The organism is Sphingomonas kyeonggiensis, from assembly GCF_030812785.1.
Classification (GTDB): Bacteria; Pseudomonadota; Alphaproteobacteria; order Sphingomonadales; family Sphingomonadaceae; genus Sphingomonas; species Sphingomonas kyeonggiensis_B.
Window position 1 is genome coordinate 1,001,926 of record NZ_JAUSTJ010000002.1, and the last position, 15,429, is coordinate 1,017,354.

Below are 15,429 nucleotides of genomic sequence, written 5' to 3' on the forward strand. Positions count from 1 at the left end.
GGCCTCAGGTCGCCGCGGTTATCGCGTGCCTGCGCCCGAGCCTGGCGCGCGCGTCGATTGGCCCGACGATTTCGGCACTCGCTTCACGATCTTCGTCGATACCGAGGAAGAGTTCGACTGGGGCGCGCCGCTCCGTGCCGATGCGGACGGCACGCGCCACATGGCCGCGCTGCCGCCGGTCCATGCGCGCTTCGCTGCGGCAGGCGCAGCGATCACCTATCTGGCGGACTATCCGATCGCGACATCGCCGCTCGCGGTGGAGGTGCTGCGCGAGGTGGTGAAGGACGGCCGCTCGGCGATCGGCACGCAGCTCCATCCCTGGGTCAACCCTCCGCATGTGGAGGAAGTGAACGGCTTCAACAGCTTCACCGGCAACCTGCCGCTCGCGCTGCAGCGGGCCAAGCTCGCGGCGCTCACCGATGCGGTGACGCGGATCGCCGGCAAGCGGCCGCTGGTCTATCGTGCCGGGCGCTATGGCATCGGGCTCGATACGCCGGCGTTGCTCGCCGAGCTCGGCTACCGGATCGATAGCTCGATGCGCTCGGCCTATGATTATTCGGGCGAGGGTGGGCCCGATTTCTCGGCGGTACCCAGTCACGCCTTCCATCTGGGCGCGCTAGTCGAGCTGCCGTTCACCACCGTGTTTACCGGCCGTTTGCGCAGGGGCGGGGCGGGGCTGCACCGGAGCCTGGGCCGGCTACCCAAGGGTATCGGCATCGCCGCGCGCCTCAAGCTGCTCTCCCGGGTCGCATTGACGCCCGAAGACATGCCATTGCACGAAGCGCAGGAGGCAATCCGTATCGCGGCAGGCGAGGGCCTGCGCCTGCTCAACTTTGCCTTCCACTCGCCTTCGGTCGAGCCTGGCCACACGCCCTATGTCCGCACCGCGGCAGATCTCGCTGCGTTCCTGCACTGGTGGGACGAGGTGCTCCTGCTGCTCGACAAGCTCGGCGTGCGCTCTGCATCTGTGGATGAGATCGTCGCAGCGACTTGCGGGCTAGCCTGACCTTCCGCTAGTGCGGGCCTGACTGCTGGGGGGCCTGTAGCTCAATTGGTTAGAGCTGGCCGCTCATAACGGCTAGGTTGCGGGTTCAAGTCCTGCCGGGCCCACCAGCGGTATCTTTGCGCCTGCTGGCGTCTGGGCCGCGACTTCGCGCCGATTTCGATCGTACCCGGGTTCGCGCGATGCGCGCCGTTCGTATGGCTGCTGCCTTCGATATATTCGCCGATCGTCACAGCCGCGTAATATCTCTTCCCCACCCGACCCCGCGAAAGAAAAGTTTCAAGTCGAGACGCGTCAGGGCCGTCGTCAGGCTTGGAGGAGCGGAGAGGGAGGCGTGAAGGAGCCGACGGGTTCCTGAGCGCCGACAAGAATGGAGTTTGAACAACGTCGCCATCCCGGTCTCTCGAAGGCCGGGAAACGCTGGCGCTCGTCCGCAGGACATGCGGCGGGAGGCACATATCCAGAGGGGGATAGATATGCATACCAAATCCAGTCATCGTACCCATGCCGCACAGCTTCTGCTGGGTGCGGCGTTCGCGGCGCTCTGCGTCGCCCCGGCCGCCGCGCAGACCGCGCCGGCGTCGGAGCCGGCCGCCGAGGAAGACGGCGCGATCGTCGTCTCCGGCTATCGCCGCAGCCTCGAAGACGCGATCGACATGAAGCGCAACACGATCGGCTTCTCGGATTCGATCGTCGCCACCGACATCGCCGACTTCCCCGAGCAGAACCTGTCCGAAGCGCTGCAGCGCGTGCCGGGCGTGACGATCGAGCGCGAAAAGGGCCTCGGCACCCGCGTCAACGTGCGCGGCCTGCCGACCGAGTTCACCTTCGTCTCGATCAACAAGCTCGCCACCGCTTCGGGCTCGGGCGGCCGTGACGTCGAGTTCGACATCTTCGCGTCCGAACTGATCCAGTCGGTCACTGTCCAGAAGTCGCCGACCGCGGCCGACGAGGAGGGCGGCATCGCCGGCTCGGTGCTGATCCGCACCGCGCGCCCGTTCGACAATCCCGGCCTGCGCCTGGTTGGCAGCGCGGAGGGTGCCTACAACTCGATCTCCGAGAAGGTCGACCCGAGCTTCTCGTTCCTCGCCAGCAAGACCTTCGGCGATTTCGGCGCGCTGATCTCGGTCGCCAAGCAGCAGCGCACCAACCGCACCGATTCCAATTCCGGCATCAACTTCCGTCCGATCGCGCGCTGGACCGACCGTACCGGCACGGCCTATCGCAACCAGGCGATCGCGGTGCTCCAGCGCGATGCCGGCATCACCTTCACCGACGCGATGAAGAACAAGATCGTCTTCCTCGATAAGGTGGGCGACCGCGTCTATCAGAACGACCAGGACCGGCTCGGCATCTCGGGCTCGCTCCAGTACAAGCCGGGCGACAATTTCAACCTCGCCCTCGACGCGTTCATCGGCTCGTACGACACGACTGAGGACGAATATGACGCGGCGGGCTATTCGGCATCGAGCAACTCGACGCTGGAGACGATCCACGACTTCGACGCGAAGACGCTGTCCGACTCCGGCATCGTCGTGCTGCGCGACGTGTCCTACACCAACACCCAGCACGAATTCCTGAGCAAGCAGTACCTGACCGACACCGACTATCGCCAGTTCAGCGGTGAGATGAACTGGAAGGTCGGCAACCTGACGGTCAACGCGCTGGGCGGCTATTCGGGCGCCAAGCGGGTGCTCGACTATGCCAACCTCAAGCACGTCGCCTATGCGCCGTCGCGGACCCGCTATACCGAGACCGGCGGCGAGACGATCCCGAGCGCCAACCCCAATACGATCGACATGTACAATGCGCCGAGCAAGTACCTGTTCGAGGCCTATGAGACGACGCGCGAGGAGATCCAGGACGACAAATATGCCGGCCAGATCGACTTGAGCTGGGACTTCGGCTCGTCGGTGTTCAAGCGCCTCAACTGGGGCGGTCGTTACACCAGCAAGACCAATGAGCGTCAGTATGGCGAGGAGAAGATCCAGGGCCCGACGCGCGGCAGCACCGCCTATGTCAACGTCCGCAAGCTCGGCGACAGCCCGCTGACCAACGTGACCGACATCGTGGGGGGCAAGGACTATCAGGCGCGCAACCTGAGCTGGTCGCAGATCTCGAACGACTATGCCCGCAGCTTCTTCCGCCCGGCCGGCTTCGTGACGCCGTACCAGAACGCCAACTACTACAAGGTCAAGGAAGACACGGTCGCGGGCTATGCGATGCTCGACCTCGAGTTCGACGTTTCCTTCCCGATCTTCGTGAACCTGGGCGGCCGCTACCTGCGCACCTCGATCACCTCGGAAGGGTTCCACCAGATCCAGAACCCGAACGGCACCACCGGGCTCACCGGCACGCCGATTTCGAGCACGGGCCGCTACGAGAAGTTCCTGCCCTCGTTCAACGCGCATGCCGAGCTGACCAGCAGCCTGTACCTGCGCGCCGCCGCCTCGAAGACGCTGATCCGGCCGGCGCTCACCGACCTGGCGTACAAGCGCACCGCGAGCTTCAGCAGCTTCCGCTACACCGACGGCAATCCGGGCCTGAAGCCGACGCTTGCCGATCAGTGGGAAGTCGGCGTCGAAAAGTATCTCGGCAATGACGGCGGCATCCTGGCGGCGTCCTATTTCTGGAAGAAGATCAAGGGCGTGGTCCAGAGCCGGCTGACGGGCGAAGTGCCCAATGTCACGGTGTACAACGCCAATGGCACGATCAACGGCGTCTATGATTTCGACGTCTACCAGCCGGTCAATGCCGAGGGTTCGTACGACGTCAGCGGCGTCGAGCTCAACGCGGTGATCCCGTTCGGCATGTTCGCGAAATGGGCGGACGGCTTCGGCATCAATGCCAACGCCACCTTCCTCAACAGCTCGCTGACCGGCCAGTCAGACCTTGGTGTGCCGACCTCGCCGATCGGGCTGGCCGACAGGACGTACAACGCGACGGTGTTCTACGATAAGGGCCCGATCTCGCTGCGCGTGTCGTACAACCGCAAGGGCGCCTATGTGGAGCGGATCGAGCGGAACATGTATCCGGTCTATCGCAACGCCTATGGCCAGTTCGACTTCGCGGCCAGCTACCAGCTGACCCGCAACTTCCGGGTCGAGCTGCAGGGCATCAACGTGGGGAACGCGAAGACCACGGGCTACACGATGGATCCGTCCTTCCCAACCACCTACGAATTCTCGGGAAGCCGCATCACGCTGGGCGTTCGCGCCCAGTTCTAAATCTCTGACCGGGCCGGCATGCCATGCGGTGTGCCGGCCCACCCTGTTGCTGGAGTAACGCAATGTTCTGGCTGTTCGCCCCGCTTGCCCTTGCTGCTGCCGATACGCCGGTGCGGATCAACGACCTGGTGATGCTGGGCACGCACAACAGCTACAAGCTGGCGATGCCGGCGGAGCGCATGAAGCAGCTGCGCGCATTCGATGCGAACAGCGCCGACGCGCTCGACTATTCCCATCGCCCGCTGGTCGAGCAGCTCGATGCCGGCGCGCGCCAGCTCGAGCTCGACATCTGGTACGATCCCAGGGGCGGGCTCTATGCCGATGGTTCGACCGACCCGGCGATGCAGCGCCCGGGCTTCAAGGTCCAGCACATGGCGGGGTTCGACAACCGGTCGAGCTGCCTGACCCTGGTCCAGTGCCTGACGATCATCCGCAGCTGGTCCGACGCCCATCCGGGCCATGTCCCGATCCTGCTGATGTTCAACACCAACGACAATGGCCGCTTCATCAAGGGCGAGCCCTATAGCGAAGCCGCCTATGACGCGCTCGATGCCGCGGTGCGCTCGGTGCTGTCGCCGAAGAAGCTGATCGTGCCTGATGAGGTGCAAGGCAGATATCCGACGCTGCGTGACGCGGTACTCGCCAACAACTGGCCGACGCTCAAGGCATCGCGCGGCAAGTTCCTGTTCGCGCTCGACGAGACCCCGGCCAAGGTCGCGCTCTATCGCGGTGCACGCAAATCGCTGGAGGGGCGGGTGTTCTTCGTGAACACCGACGAGGCCTCACCCGCAGCCGCATATATGACGATCAACGAGCCGGTGCGCGACGCCGGACGGATCGCCAGTGCGGTGAAGGCCAATTTCCTAATCCGCACCCGCGCCGACGCCAATACGCGCGAGGCCCGCGTCAACGATATCGCCCCGCGCGACGCCGCCTTCCGCAGCGGCGCGCAATATATCTCGACCGACTATCTCTGGCCCGATCCGCGCTTCGCCGGCGGCTACCGGGTGACGATGCCCGGTGGCGCGATTGCGCTGTGCAACCCGGTGCGCCGCCCGCAGGGATGCGGCGCGCCGATCACCGAACCCAAGACCCGCTGACCTTCCCGGAGTATTGCCATGATCTCGCGTATCGCCCTCGTCGCGCTTCTCGCGCTCGCCAGCCAGCCCGCCTTTGCCCAGAAAGCCGCGCCCGACCTGTCGCGTGCCGCGCGTGGTGACGTGCGCGAACCGGGCGGCGCGCGCCGCCTGCCGGGCGACATGCAGGCACTCTATGCGAAGCTGAGCAAGCAGGGCGATGTCCGCAACGTCATCCTGCTGATCGGCGACGGCATGGGCGATTCCGAGATCACCCTGGCGCGCAACTATGCCGAGGGGGCCGGCGGCTATTTCAAGGGCATCGATGCGCTGCCCTTCACCGGCCAGTACACCCATTATTCGCTCGATCGCGAGACCGGCACGCCGAACTACGTCACCGACAGCGCTGCCTCGGCCACGGCATGGGCATCGGGCGTGAAGAGCTATAACGGCGCGATTGGCGTCGATGTGAACGGCAAGGCGCAGCGGACCCTGCTCGAATATGCCAAGGCCGCCGGGCTCGCCACGGGCGATGTCTCGACCGCCGAGATCCAGGACGCCACTCCGGGCGCGCAGATCGCCCATGTCGCCTTCCGCAGCTGCTACGCGCCGGTGGCGACGCTCAAGACCTGCCCGCAGAACGCGCTGGAGAATGGCGGCGCCGGATCGATCACCGAGCAGCTGCTCGATGTCCGCGCCGATCTGGTGCTGGGCGGCGGCGCGAGGAGCTTCGCCGAGGCGGCGAACGCCGGCAAGTGGAAGGGCAAGACGCTGGAGCAGCAGGCCCAGGCACGCGGCTATCGCATCGTGCGCAACGCCTCCGAGCTCGACGCAGTCACCCGCGCCGACGACAGGCAGCCGCTGATCGGCCTGTTCGCCGAGGGCAACATGCCGGTACGCTGGGTAGGGCCCAAGGCGAGCTTCCACGGCAATATCGACAAGCCGGCGATCACCTGCCAGCCCAATGCCGCGCGCGATGCCGGCATCCCGACGCTCGCGGGGATGACGCGCAAGGCGATCTCGCTCCTCAAGGGCAATCGCAAGGGCTTCTTCCTCCAGGTCGAGGGCGCGTCGATCGACAAGGAGGACCATGCCGCCAATCCGTGCGGCCAGATCGGCGAGACGGTGGATCTCGACGAGGCGGTGCAGGTCGCGCTCGAATTCGCCCGCAAGGATGGCCACACGCTGGTGATCGTCACCGCCGACCATGCCCATACCAGCCAGATCGTTGGCAACGGCACCAAGGCCCCTGGCCTGACCGCCGCGCTCAACACGCGCGAGGGCGGGGTGATGACGGTCAATTACGGCACCGCCGAGGAGGGCTCACAGGGCCATACTGGCACCCAGCTGCGCATCGCCGCTTTTGGTCCGCGGGCGGTGAACGTCAGCGGCCTGCTCGACCAGACCGACCTGCACTACATCATCCGGGACGCGCTCGGCCTCAAGTGAACCGGGGGAGGGGGCCTGGCCGGGCGCCGGCCCCTCTTGTGTCCCGACTATCTTGCGACTAGGGCCGCAGTCCGCGTCGGGGAGTGGCGCAGTCTGGTAGCGCGCCTGCTTTGGGAGCAGGATGTCGCAGGTTCGAATCCTGTCTCCCCGACCATTTCAATAAAATGCTGTAAAATCAGTTACTTAGCGCCAAAACCGCGCTCGAAAATATACAGTAAAATATACAGGAAATATACAGCGCGCGCCGATCAGAACGGCAGCGCCGGCGCGCTCGACTCCACCAGCTCCGGGTAAGCCATCGTCATCTCGGCGGCGATCATCTCGCCGAGCGCGGCGGCAGCGTCGTCGCGGGCATCGGAGTCGGCAAGCTCGACTAGGGTGCGCGGCGGCACCCGCCGAAGCCATGACGCGATTGAGCGCGCGAGCTGGGTGTCGGGAACGGGCGGCATGGGTTCGGCGAGTCTGGGCATGTCGCAATGAGAACATTTATAGAACGGAAGTGCAAGCTCGGCGCGAGCATTTCGGTGAAATCGCTGGACGGTCGCGATTATCGACGCATACTTCCGTGATGGAAGCGGGGAACTGGATAGTAGCTGGATTCAGCACGGTCATTGCGGGCGTGCGAGCGATGGACGCGGGCGACTGGATAGCTGTTTACGCCGCTGGCCTCAGCACCGTTATCGCGGGCGTCCAGTGGCGAGGCGCTAGACGGCACCTGAAAATGTCGAGCTGCCACGCTTACAACAGCGCCGAGCATCCACCCGCCGGAACATTCACGCGCGTCACGATAGCCAACCATGGGTCGCAGACTGTGTTTGTCCGGACGATCTATATGGAGGTGCATGTCCGCGCGCGGCGCTTTCATGAGACTTTGGTGCATCTCTACCGATACTGGCGCTGGCAGCGCGGATCGTGGGTCGGCCAAGCGCTGCCGGCCACGACGATCAACGAACCTGCTCTACCTTCGGAAATTCTGCCAGGCCGGTCGTTGACGGTCTGGTTGCGTGCCGATGATCTTATGACAATTTCCAAAGGTCGGCGCATTCGTCTTGTTGTTCAGGATGAGATGGACCGAAGTATGCGCAGCCCGGATTTGGCTTTGCATCACCAAATCTGAGTGGGCGTTGTGTCATTAGACACGCACCCGCCTTCCCGCATAGCTGCCTTGCCCAGGCCGATTCGCCCGCCGATGTGTGAGCGGGTGTCGGCGGGGGAACTGAGATGCAGAACACCAAACTTTCCGCCAGCGACATGACGTTCCTGAGCGCCCTTGCTGATTTGCTGATGGAGGCAGGCCGCGACGTTGCGGCGGACGCAATCTATGCAGCAATGGAAGCAGAGGCCGCGCCCACGCCGCGCGTCGTACTTAAGCTTGTGCATAGCGCGGACTAGCGCTTCTTGGTCGGCGCTTTTCGCGCCGAGATGGTTGGATCGGCTAGACAGCGGTACGCGGGCCTCTATCCCTTCAGGTTCAGTGTTTAAGGGGGGACTATGCATAAGTTCATTTTGGTCGCCGTTGCGACATTCGTCGCAAGCGGTTCTCAAGCGCATGCCCAGACTAAGCCAGTACAGGCAGCCCAGCCGGCAACTGCTGGTATCTGTGCCAAACTTATGGCCGACTATGAACATGTCTCGCAGAACATGGCCGACAACCTGGCATCGTCGGTGACGGACAACAGCGCGCCTCGCGCAACGTTGCGCGCCATGGAGGATTCAAACGATTTGGCGAAAGCTAGGCTCGCCCTGGACATCATGCGGGATAATCGCTGCACTCTACCTAAGTATGTTCCAAATCCGGCACGCTATGCGCTGGCAGCGTTGAAGTGCAAAACCGCGCGATACAGCGCGAAGATCAATGAGACGCCCGCCGAGTGTAAGCGTGAGCTTTGGAAGCCCGAAATCGAGTAGAGGGCCGAGGTGGAAAGGCCCGCAGATTGAGATCATCGGCGCGGCCTTTTTTCCTTTTCTAATGAATTTCCCGGCGTTGTGTGGTAGTATTTTGGCGATGATCGCAACCACCGCAAAGCCCGATTTCCATCAAGAAAACGCCAGCTTCCTCGATCGCGAGAACTTCCTTGAGGCACTCTGGGCGTCCTATCAATGCGTGCAAATTCTTGAAAGCGCGGAGGCGTCGCTTAGCAATCGCCCTTATCCCAAGCGCTTTACAAACACGCGAGAGCAGTTCTTTGCCGCCGCGCGCCCTCTATCATTGCGTTGGCACGCCGAAATCATCGGCAGGGGCGGCGCGGCCCGAGATGCGGTCTTGATGTTCCTCTACGGTCTGCGCTGCCATATGGGACGCCCGGACGATAACGCGCTTCCAATGGAATGGCTGGCGCTCTTCGAGGGCGCCCACCGTGCCGGCGAGTTGTGCGTGATGGCGTTGGGAGCCGCCGTGCGGGCGGTCTACACGAGTTGCGGCCCGACGCCCCACGAAATGGGGCGCAACCACGAACGCTACTTGCGAATAATGCGCAGCGTGCCGCGCGCTGCCCTTATGACCGGAGACGAGCTTGGGCGTTTTGAAGCACTCCCCGAAGTTGTGACGCTGTATCGCGGCAGCGTCACAACTTCGAACGAGGTCGGCGCGAAGGGTATAAGTTGGACGATCGACAAAAGGCTCGCCCGCTACTTCGCGGGCAAGCGGCACGCCACGCTCTTGGTTGGATGGGTAGCCATGCAGCGGCACAGGTAGGGACGCCGCGCGTTTTGGCGGCAGACGTGCCCAAGGCGCTCATATTTGGCTGTGTGAGCTTGTTCTTGGAAGATGAAGAGTTCTTGGTAGATTGGGAGGGCCTGAAACCCGACGCGCTACAATCGCTGGCGCATGAGGGGGCGCCGGGTCATGTGGACGTCTTCACCAAGATGCTCAGCAATATGAGCCGCCGCCTGTCCGGCGTGTAGAGGGAGCGCAAACTATTTCCGGAGCGCTAGGGGTCAGGGCTTGACAGCTTTGCAAATTGAGGTCGCGAGTCGTTGCCTTGACTTCTAGATCTTGGTGTTCGTCGCTTCCGCCTTGAGATTTGTTTGAGCTCTTTCAAAGTCATTGAGTATTGCTCGGGAAATCGCGCGCTTTGTCGTTTGCGATCCTAAGTTGCGCAGTAGCGGGCCACGGTGGCACGGCTGATACCGAAGTGGGCCATGGTCGCGGGGATCGTGGCGTTATGCTCACGCCGCCACGCTGCCACCTCTGCGGCATCGGCAGCCTTGGGGCGGCCCAGGCTGACCTTGCCCCGGTGCGTGCGTCCTGTAGCTTCCAAGGAGGCCCTGGCCGCAGCACGGCCGCTATCGCACCGCTCCTTGATCCGTTCACGCTCCATGTCGGCGATCTGCGCCAACACGGCCACAATCAGCTCGCCCACGCCGCGACCGATCGGCCCAAGCCCCAGCACATCAAGCGTGACGCCCATGCCGAGCAGCCGGCGCACCGTGGCCTGCACGTCCAGAGCATCGCGCCCCAGGCGATCTAGGGCATAGACATAAATCGTGTCACCCTCGCGGACATAGGATAGCAGGCGGGCGAAGCCTGGGCGTGACGCTGCCGGCGTGGTACCGCTTACCCCTTCGTCGGCAAACTCCTTGTCGAACCCGCCGCCTAGAGCTTGACGCTGGGCCTCGACGCTCTGATCGCCGGTGCTGACGCGGTAGTAGGCAATGCGGCTCATATCGGCTCCACGAGTCTCAAAAGATACCGTCTCATATCGAGATGGTGTCACAAGTCAATATGCTATCTTTTGAGACTGTATCGCGGGGGTAATTTGGGGGTCCATAAAGTTAGAACTTCTGAGCCCCTACTCGTTGGCACAATATGCAGCGGCAGCCTGAAAACCAGTTAGCCACGTGGTCCAGCCGGGCTTGCCGGCATAGGCGCTGCGCCTTGGGTCTTTGCCTTCGACGAAGGCGCACCACCCTTTCTCGGCGATGTTTATGGGGTTGTTAAGGTCGCGGGGCGGGATCATGTCGGACTCCTGATTGATAGGAGGCTGGACTTGGCCGCCGGCCGCTAGAGATAGCCAGTGGAAGTAGGATGAACCGCCGACAACCGCTCGCGGTTCGTGGGCGAGCGGTGCGGGTGAGGCCCGCTTCTTGGATTAGGGCGGGCGCCCTTACTCATATTTCTCTCGCTGGCGTGCGGCGGTTCCCGCAGGGTCGTTCAGCATATCAACAAGCTCAGATAAGATAATCAGATCGCAGAGCTTCGCGCCAGACTCCAGGTCAGTGAGTATGTGGGTAAGACCATGATATTGGCGCTGATCGGAGTTTTCGGGGATCAAGAGAGACGTGATCCCATATCTCTCCTTGTATAGATTCCCCGTTTCCCACGCGACACAGAGATCAACATCCACGATATTTTTGTCGAGGGTGTCGAAGTCCTCAACCAGCCCGTCCAGGCTGAACTTGAACTCCAGAATTTGGGGGTCAGTCACTCGCCCATGCAAAGCTTCTGCAATTTCCTCTGAAACCCCGAGCGGATTCTCAACCGCGTCGTAGATATATAAGGGGGTGTCGAGATCGAAGCTGATCTTGACCAGGCCGTCATAGGTGAAGCGCTCGTTCGTGGACATGACCACGATCCCGCGAATGACACCGCCAGCGATCAGTTGGTTGAACAGGGCAATCACATCCTGCTCGCGAGTCGGGCGTGACGTAATCGAGACGCGCTCTGTGGGCTTGAAAAAATGGCTGCTAGTCAGCGTCAAAGGACTCTTGCCCTCGTGCTCCAGCATCTCCTTTTTCCAGTCGCTAATTTTCATCTCGCGCACCAGGTCCGGGGCAACACCAGTGTTCGCCTTCAAAAGGTGCCTCAGTCGAGCCAGGTGATTCTCAGTGATATGCCGCGAGGCGCTCTTCGCGAAGTCCGTTAGCTCACGATGGAAGCCTTTTCGGCCCATATCAGGCGAATAGTTGTCGAAATGCACTAGAAAATGGAGCTGGTTTTGCCGGCCGATATTCCTCGTTAGAGGGATTAGGATCGCCTCCCCCTGTGGCATATTATTGGCTGCTAACTGAATGCCGCTGTTTAGTACCCGATAACCTGCACGAACTTCCAGGGCTTCGTTGAAACGTGTCCACAGCTTGGCGGTGTAGCCAAATTCGACGGCCATTGTGGGCGTGTATTTCTCCAACACCTCGATTTCCTCGGCGTCGAGATTTGAGCCAATCAGAGCGCGCAGCTCCGCAGAGCTCCAAGAGTCGTAGAGAAAGTCCAGATTTCGATATTTGTCCGGCAGTGCCCGCCCTGCGCCGAATTTTTCGAACAACGCCTTCGTCGCCGCTTCCACCTCACGAACGCGGGCAGTCTTCTTGGCGTCCTTATATAGCCAGAGATATGAGGTTCCCTCAGGCTTGGCGGTGGTGGTGACGCCGTCCGCAACAACCTTGATCGTGATTTCTATGTTCGGATCGGCTATGATTGACCCTAGCCCCGTCTTGATCGCCAGTATCTTCGCCCATTTTTCGGCGCTGTTCGCTCGTGTCCAATCCAGACGCTTCGGGTGAGTGCTGTCATCGAACCGCACTGTTATGCTAACGCCGCGATCATAACCTTCGTACGCCGCGTCCGACATGGGGGAGCCGTCCGGTTCAATCTTGGGATTGGCGCCTGTAGCGTTGTCTTGCAGCCAGTTTTTGGCGCCGATGATCCGCCCCGACGCCGAGAAGCCGGGGACTTTAGTGGTCACCCGCATGTAATTGAAACCATACGCCACGTAAGTGGCGCCGACGCCTTTGTGGCCCCGCGTTTTCCCGGATTTGAATGAGAAGTTTGGAGCCAGGAATTGCTCGAATTTCTCCTTGTCCAGGCCGATGCCGTTATCCGACACGGTCAGGGCATTGCCGTCGAGGTCGATCAGAATATCAATCTTCGGCTTGTAGCCCCCGTCTGCACCCGCTGCCTTTTCCTGTGCGGCGCGGGCCTCAACAGCGTCGAGGGCATTTTGGATCAACTCACAGAACGGATCATACCAGCCGACATAGGAGCTCAGGATATTCGCGATCTCGCGCTTTAAAGCGCCGAGGGCTGCATCATTCACCTTGGTATTCTTGAACTCCAAGGGGTCGAATGGAGTGAATGTCATTGCCGCACCTGCTAGGGAGAATGATCCTCTTTATAGGCGTGGTACGTATCGCGTCGAGGGGATCGGCGTCACTGGCCATTCGCCTCGATCAGCGCCGCGCCGAAGTCGTCCGGGCCGGCGCGGTCGCGCTTGGTTACGTCGCGGCTCTTGGCTGCCATGCCTAGCTTAATGAGGATGGCGGATAGCGCGGCGACGTTGCGGCGATAGGGCTCTTCATCCACCGGCTTCCCTTCCAAGAGGTCCGCCGTGAAGCGCTCGCACATCGTCGCCAGCGTGGCCGCGTTCAGCAGCAGCAGGCGTTCGGCGGGCGATGGGCCGCGCTGGAGCTGGGCGGCAAGATCGGTTGCCAGGGCACGGAAGCGGCGGGCCTCCATGGTGCGCCCGTCTATCTTGCGGCCGGCAATCACAAGCGGTTCGTTGGCGAAGGTTTCGAGATCGGTCACGCTGCCTTTCTTTCTGTTCGATTAGTGCTGCGGTTGCTTCGGCGCGAGGCAGGCATCGGCTTCCCGCTGGCGGCATAGCGCAGCACCGCGCGACGGGTGTTGAGCGGGTCGAGGCCGGCAAGATGACAGACAGTTTGGAAATCCGGGCTGCCGGCGCGGAACCACGCCAGCGCTTCTCGTCGCACCTTATCGCGCTCGACGGGGCGATTGACCGCGCCATTGCCCAGGGCATCGGCAACGGCGTTGGCTATTGTCGCCAACATTAAGCGCCGCTCAGGGGTAGTGTGGCTAGTGCGATCGTCGAAGGCACGCAGGCCGTGGGGAAGCATGGCTTCGGTCAATGCGCGGCTCCCAGGGTGGCCTTGCAGCGGCAGCCCCATTCCAGCGGTGCGTTCATGCGCTTGCCGAAGGGGGTGTTGAACGGCTGATCGAGCGGCACGCCGCCAGGGTTCATGCCCGGCACCTGTGCATGCGTATGACGCACCCGCTCATCGCCAGCGGTGCGCCAGTGCCGACGCTGGTCAGCGGGCAGCGCGCCGAAGCGCTGTGCGATGCGCCAACCGGTGAGCTTGCCAGTTTCGGCCAGGTCGTGAATTCCTTCGCTCGAGACGGCGCGGATGCGAAAGTGCCGCATGGCGCGGGCGTGGCCGTCCAGCAGCGTGTCGGCATCGGCTTGGGTCAGTTTCGGATTAGCCATCGCGCGAGCGATCAGTTGCCGTTGAGCAGCCGAGATCCTGCCGCGCGTGCTCGCCAGAATCGCGCGGGTATTCGCTTGCCGGGTGTAGGTTGGCGGGATGCGAATGCCGGCGGTATCGGTTCGTGCCGGCGTGAGCGTACGCGGCGTATCGAGAAAGTGCTGTAACGCAGCCTGCATCACGTCCAGGGATGCGCCTTGACGAACGGTGAGGCCCAGGGAACGCTTGAGCTGGGCCGCGCGTGCCTGGGGCGTGCCGGAACCGTAAATGGCGGACTCGATCGCGGCGCCGATCGCCGTGGCGGTGTCGGCGAGAAAACGGCCCAGCATCGCGATGGCATCGGCCCGCATGCTGGCGAGGGCCGTGCCGTTGGTATTCAGCGAGTGCTTTGCCTGGGCAGACGCAAGGGCGGCGACGGCGGCAACAAACGACGCCAACAAGGCACCGGGGCTGCCCATGCCATCGCTGAGCACCTGGGGCGTGCCGGTGTCGTCCAGGTCCAAGATGATTGCCAGCTGGGCGCGGATGTGGTCGGCCCCCATGTCGTCCAGTGCACTTGCGAGCTGATCGACGTTGACGGTCGCCAGGAACTGTAGGAACGCGGCTTCGATCTGGTCGGCAAGCTGCATCTCATGTGACGCGATCAGCGCGTCGATCTGATCGTCGGACACTAGAAGCGCACCTCCGCCACGTTCGCCGAGCTGACGCGCAGAAAGGGTTCGATCAGGCGGCGGACGTGCTTCGGCAATTCGTCGGCCACATGGGCGAAGTGCATGACCATGCTGTCGCCAAGCATGCGCTGCATGATGGCAGGGCCGCCCGGCAGCTCACCGTTGCCTAACAGGAAGATTGCCAGCTCAACCGTAGCCGCCGCGATCGGCGTGGGAATGTCGGCAGTGAGCGGAAAGCCTTCGGGGCAGCGATCGGCGACGCGCGGCCACGCAAGCGGCTGCGTCGGTGCCAGGCGCCGTCCTTGCCACTGCATGCGGTCTAGCAGCGCCGTCGCCGTCATGAGTGCCTGGGCGCGGGTGTCGCCGGTTGCGGCGGTCCAAGCAGCGGTGAACAGACGTCCGGATGCGAGCGCGTTGGCGGCGTCGAGCGAGACGTAGGAATTGGTGCCGGGGGTGGGCAGGATCATGAAAGGAAAACCTTGCTAACGGTGTCGGCGCCCGAGGTGCGGCGTTCAGCGCGAATGACGTTCAGCGCTTCGCCGGTCGGCAGCTCGAAGGTGTCGCCAATGGCGATTGGGCGGGGGTGGTTCAGCAGCCAGACAATCGCCGCGGCGTCGCCAGTGCGTTCCCGAGACGCGGGGCCAACGAGAGTGCCGGGGGTGTAGGTGATGCGGGCCGCGTGTGGTGTGCTGCCGGCCTTCGCGGGCTTGCCGTGGATGTCACGCGCAGGTGGAAGCCAATGCTGCACCTGGGCATTCAGCAATGGGCGTAAGGCGGCTGCGATCATT

General features: G+C 62.8%; 18 protein-coding genes and 2 tRNA genes. 11 read left to right on the forward strand and 9 right to left on the reverse strand.

All coding sequences use genetic code 11. The features are described 5' to 3' along the window. Positions 1–25: 25 nt before the first annotated feature. From J2W22_RS14245 to J2W22_RS14270, 6 genes are all read left to right on the forward strand, one after another. On the forward strand, positions 26–1,006 hold the full coding sequence (locus J2W22_RS14245; RefSeq protein ID WP_307118900.1) for a WalW protein: 981 nt from the start codon (positions 26–28) through the stop codon (positions 1,004–1,006). A 30-nt stretch (positions 1,007–1,036) separates the two neighbouring features. After that, positions 1,037–1,113, forward strand: a tRNA-Ile gene (locus J2W22_RS14250). A gap of 366 nt (positions 1,114–1,479) precedes the next feature. Then, on the forward strand, positions 1,480–4,230 hold the full coding sequence (locus J2W22_RS14255; protein ID WP_307118901.1) for a TonB-dependent receptor: 2,751 nt from the start codon (positions 1,480–1,482) through the stop codon (positions 4,228–4,230). 62 nt (positions 4,231–4,292) lie between these two features. Then, positions 4,293–5,330, forward strand: coding sequence for a phosphatidylinositol-specific phospholipase C1-like protein (locus tag J2W22_RS14260; protein WP_307118902.1), 1,038 nt, complete (start codon positions 4,293–4,295; stop codon positions 5,328–5,330). 18 nt (positions 5,331–5,348) lie between these two features. Continuing rightward, complete coding sequence (phoA, locus tag J2W22_RS14265) at positions 5,349–6,755, forward strand: alkaline phosphatase (protein WP_307118903.1); 1,407 nt, start codon at positions 5,349–5,351, stop codon at positions 6,753–6,755. A gap of 77 nt (positions 6,756–6,832) precedes the next feature. Beyond that, a tRNA-Pro gene (locus J2W22_RS14270) sits at positions 6,833–6,909 on the forward strand. Positions 6,910–7,003: 94 nt separating this feature from the next. Here the strand turns inward: J2W22_RS14270 and J2W22_RS14275 are convergent. Then, a complete protein-coding gene (locus tag J2W22_RS14275; RefSeq protein WP_307118904.1) occupies positions 7,004–7,225 on the reverse strand; it encodes a hypothetical protein in 222 nt (73 codons plus the stop codon). Positions 7,226–7,383: 158 nt separating this feature from the next. On the opposite strand from J2W22_RS14275, the gene J2W22_RS14280 reads away from it, so the two are divergent. The 5 genes from J2W22_RS14280 to J2W22_RS14300 all read left to right on the forward strand — a co-directional run bounded on the left by J2W22_RS14280 (position 7,384) and on the right by J2W22_RS14300 (position 9,659). Then, positions 7,384–7,872 (forward strand): hypothetical protein, encoded by a 489-nt coding sequence (locus tag J2W22_RS14280; protein ID WP_307118905.1) that lies wholly within the window; start codon positions 7,384–7,386, stop codon positions 7,870–7,872. A gap of 104 nt (positions 7,873–7,976) precedes the next feature. Beyond that, positions 7,977–8,147 carry a hypothetical protein gene (locus J2W22_RS14285; RefSeq protein WP_307118906.1) on the forward strand — a complete coding sequence of 57 codons (171 nt, stop codon included), beginning with the start codon at positions 7,977–7,979 and terminating at the stop codon, positions 8,145–8,147. A gap of 99 nt (positions 8,148–8,246) precedes the next feature. After that, complete coding sequence (locus tag J2W22_RS14290; RefSeq protein WP_307118907.1) at positions 8,247–8,663, forward strand: hypothetical protein; 417 nt, start codon at positions 8,247–8,249, stop codon at positions 8,661–8,663. A 97-nt stretch (positions 8,664–8,760) separates the two neighbouring features. Next, the gene (locus tag J2W22_RS14295; protein WP_307118908.1) at positions 8,761–9,450 is read left to right on the forward strand and encodes a hypothetical protein; all 690 of its coding nucleotides are present in this window, start codon (positions 8,761–8,763) and stop codon (positions 9,448–9,450) included. A gap of 26 nt (positions 9,451–9,476) precedes the next feature. Beyond that, complete coding sequence (locus J2W22_RS14300) at positions 9,477–9,659, forward strand: hypothetical protein (RefSeq protein ID WP_307118909.1); 183 nt, start codon at positions 9,477–9,479, stop codon at positions 9,657–9,659. Positions 9,660–9,844: 185 nt separating this feature from the next. Here the strand turns inward: J2W22_RS14300 and J2W22_RS14305 are convergent, their stop codons facing one another. The 8 genes from J2W22_RS14305 to J2W22_RS14340 all read right to left on the reverse strand — a co-directional run bounded on the left by J2W22_RS14305 (position 9,845) and on the right by J2W22_RS14340 (position 15,428). Next, complete coding sequence (locus J2W22_RS14305; RefSeq protein ID WP_307118910.1) at positions 9,845–10,420, reverse strand: recombinase family protein; 576 nt, start codon at positions 10,418–10,420, stop codon at positions 9,845–9,847. A 126-nt stretch (positions 10,421–10,546) separates the two neighbouring features. After that, the gene (locus J2W22_RS14310) at positions 10,547–10,714 is read right to left on the reverse strand and encodes a hypothetical protein (RefSeq protein ID WP_307118911.1); all 168 of its coding nucleotides are present in this window, start codon (positions 10,712–10,714) and stop codon (positions 10,547–10,549) included. Positions 10,715–10,861: 147 nt separating this feature from the next. Continuing rightward, positions 10,862–12,832, reverse strand: coding sequence for a hypothetical protein (locus J2W22_RS14315; RefSeq protein WP_307118912.1), 1,971 nt, complete (start codon positions 12,830–12,832; stop codon positions 10,862–10,864). Positions 12,833–12,900: 68 nt separating this feature from the next. Beyond that, complete coding sequence (locus J2W22_RS14320; protein WP_307118913.1) at positions 12,901–13,275, reverse strand: hypothetical protein; 375 nt, start codon at positions 13,273–13,275, stop codon at positions 12,901–12,903. Continuing rightward, positions 13,272–13,616 carry a hypothetical protein gene (locus J2W22_RS14325; RefSeq protein WP_307118914.1) on the reverse strand — a complete coding sequence of 115 codons (345 nt, stop codon included), beginning with the start codon at positions 13,614–13,616 and terminating at the stop codon, positions 13,272–13,274. The genes J2W22_RS14320 and J2W22_RS14325 overlap by 4 nt, the downstream gene beginning before the upstream one ends. Next, the gene (locus J2W22_RS14330) at positions 13,613–14,641 is read right to left on the reverse strand and encodes a hypothetical protein (RefSeq protein ID WP_307118915.1); all 1,029 of its coding nucleotides are present in this window, start codon (positions 14,639–14,641) and stop codon (positions 13,613–13,615) included. The genes J2W22_RS14325 and J2W22_RS14330 overlap by 4 nt, the downstream gene beginning before the upstream one ends. Next, positions 14,641–15,108, reverse strand: a complete 468-nt coding sequence (locus J2W22_RS14335; protein ID WP_307118916.1) for a DnaT-like ssDNA-binding protein — start codon at positions 15,106–15,108, stop codon at positions 14,641–14,643. The genes J2W22_RS14330 and J2W22_RS14335 overlap by 1 nt, the downstream gene beginning before the upstream one ends. After that, the gene (locus J2W22_RS14340) at positions 15,105–15,428 is read right to left on the reverse strand and encodes a hypothetical protein (protein WP_307118917.1); all 324 of its coding nucleotides are present in this window, start codon (positions 15,426–15,428) and stop codon (positions 15,105–15,107) included. Before J2W22_RS14340 ends, J2W22_RS14335 begins: the two co-directional genes overlap by 4 nt. Position 15,429 lies beyond the last annotated feature (1 nt).

What these genes read in the sequence shown, in the direction of transcription:
- J2W22_RS14255 (WP_307118901.1), top strand. Translation starts at nt 1,480, where the DNA reads ATGCATACCAAATCCAGTCATCGTACCCATGCCGCACAGCTTCTGCTG.
- J2W22_RS14260 (WP_307118902.1), top strand. Translation starts at nt 4,293, where the DNA reads ATGTTCTGGCTGTTCGCCCCGCTTGCCCTTGCTGCTGCCGATACGCCG.
- phoA (WP_307118903.1), top strand. Translation starts at nt 5,349, where the DNA reads ATGATCTCGCGTATCGCCCTCGTCGCGCTTCTCGCGCTCGCCAGCCAG.
- J2W22_RS14275 (WP_307118904.1), bottom strand. Translation starts at nt 7,225, where the DNA reads ATGCCCAGACTCGCCGAACCCATGCCGCCCGTTCCCGACACCCAGCTC.
- J2W22_RS14280 (WP_307118905.1), top strand. Translation starts at nt 7,384, where the DNA reads ATGGACGCGGGCGACTGGATAGCTGTTTACGCCGCTGGCCTCAGCACC.
- J2W22_RS14285 (WP_307118906.1), top strand. Translation starts at nt 7,977, where the DNA reads ATGCAGAACACCAAACTTTCCGCCAGCGACATGACGTTCCTGAGCGCC.
- J2W22_RS14290 (WP_307118907.1), top strand. Translation starts at nt 8,247, where the DNA reads ATGCATAAGTTCATTTTGGTCGCCGTTGCGACATTCGTCGCAAGCGGT.
- J2W22_RS14295 (WP_307118908.1), top strand. Translation starts at nt 8,761, where the DNA reads ATGATCGCAACCACCGCAAAGCCCGATTTCCATCAAGAAAACGCCAGC.
- J2W22_RS14305 (WP_307118910.1), bottom strand. Translation starts at nt 10,420, where the DNA reads ATGAGCCGCATTGCCTACTACCGCGTCAGCACCGGCGATCAGAGCGTC.
- J2W22_RS14310 (WP_307118911.1), bottom strand. Translation starts at nt 10,714, where the DNA reads ATGATCCCGCCCCGCGACCTTAACAACCCCATAAACATCGCCGAGAAA.
- J2W22_RS14315 (WP_307118912.1), bottom strand. Translation starts at nt 12,832, where the DNA reads ATGACATTCACTCCATTCGACCCCTTGGAGTTCAAGAATACCAAGGTG.
- J2W22_RS14335 (WP_307118916.1), bottom strand. Translation starts at nt 15,108, where the DNA reads ATGATCCTGCCCACCCCCGGCACCAATTCCTACGTCTCGCTCGACGCC.
- J2W22_RS14340 (WP_307118917.1), bottom strand. Translation starts at nt 15,428, where the DNA reads ATGATCGCAGCCGCCTTACGCCCATTGCTGAATGCCCAGGTGCAGCAT.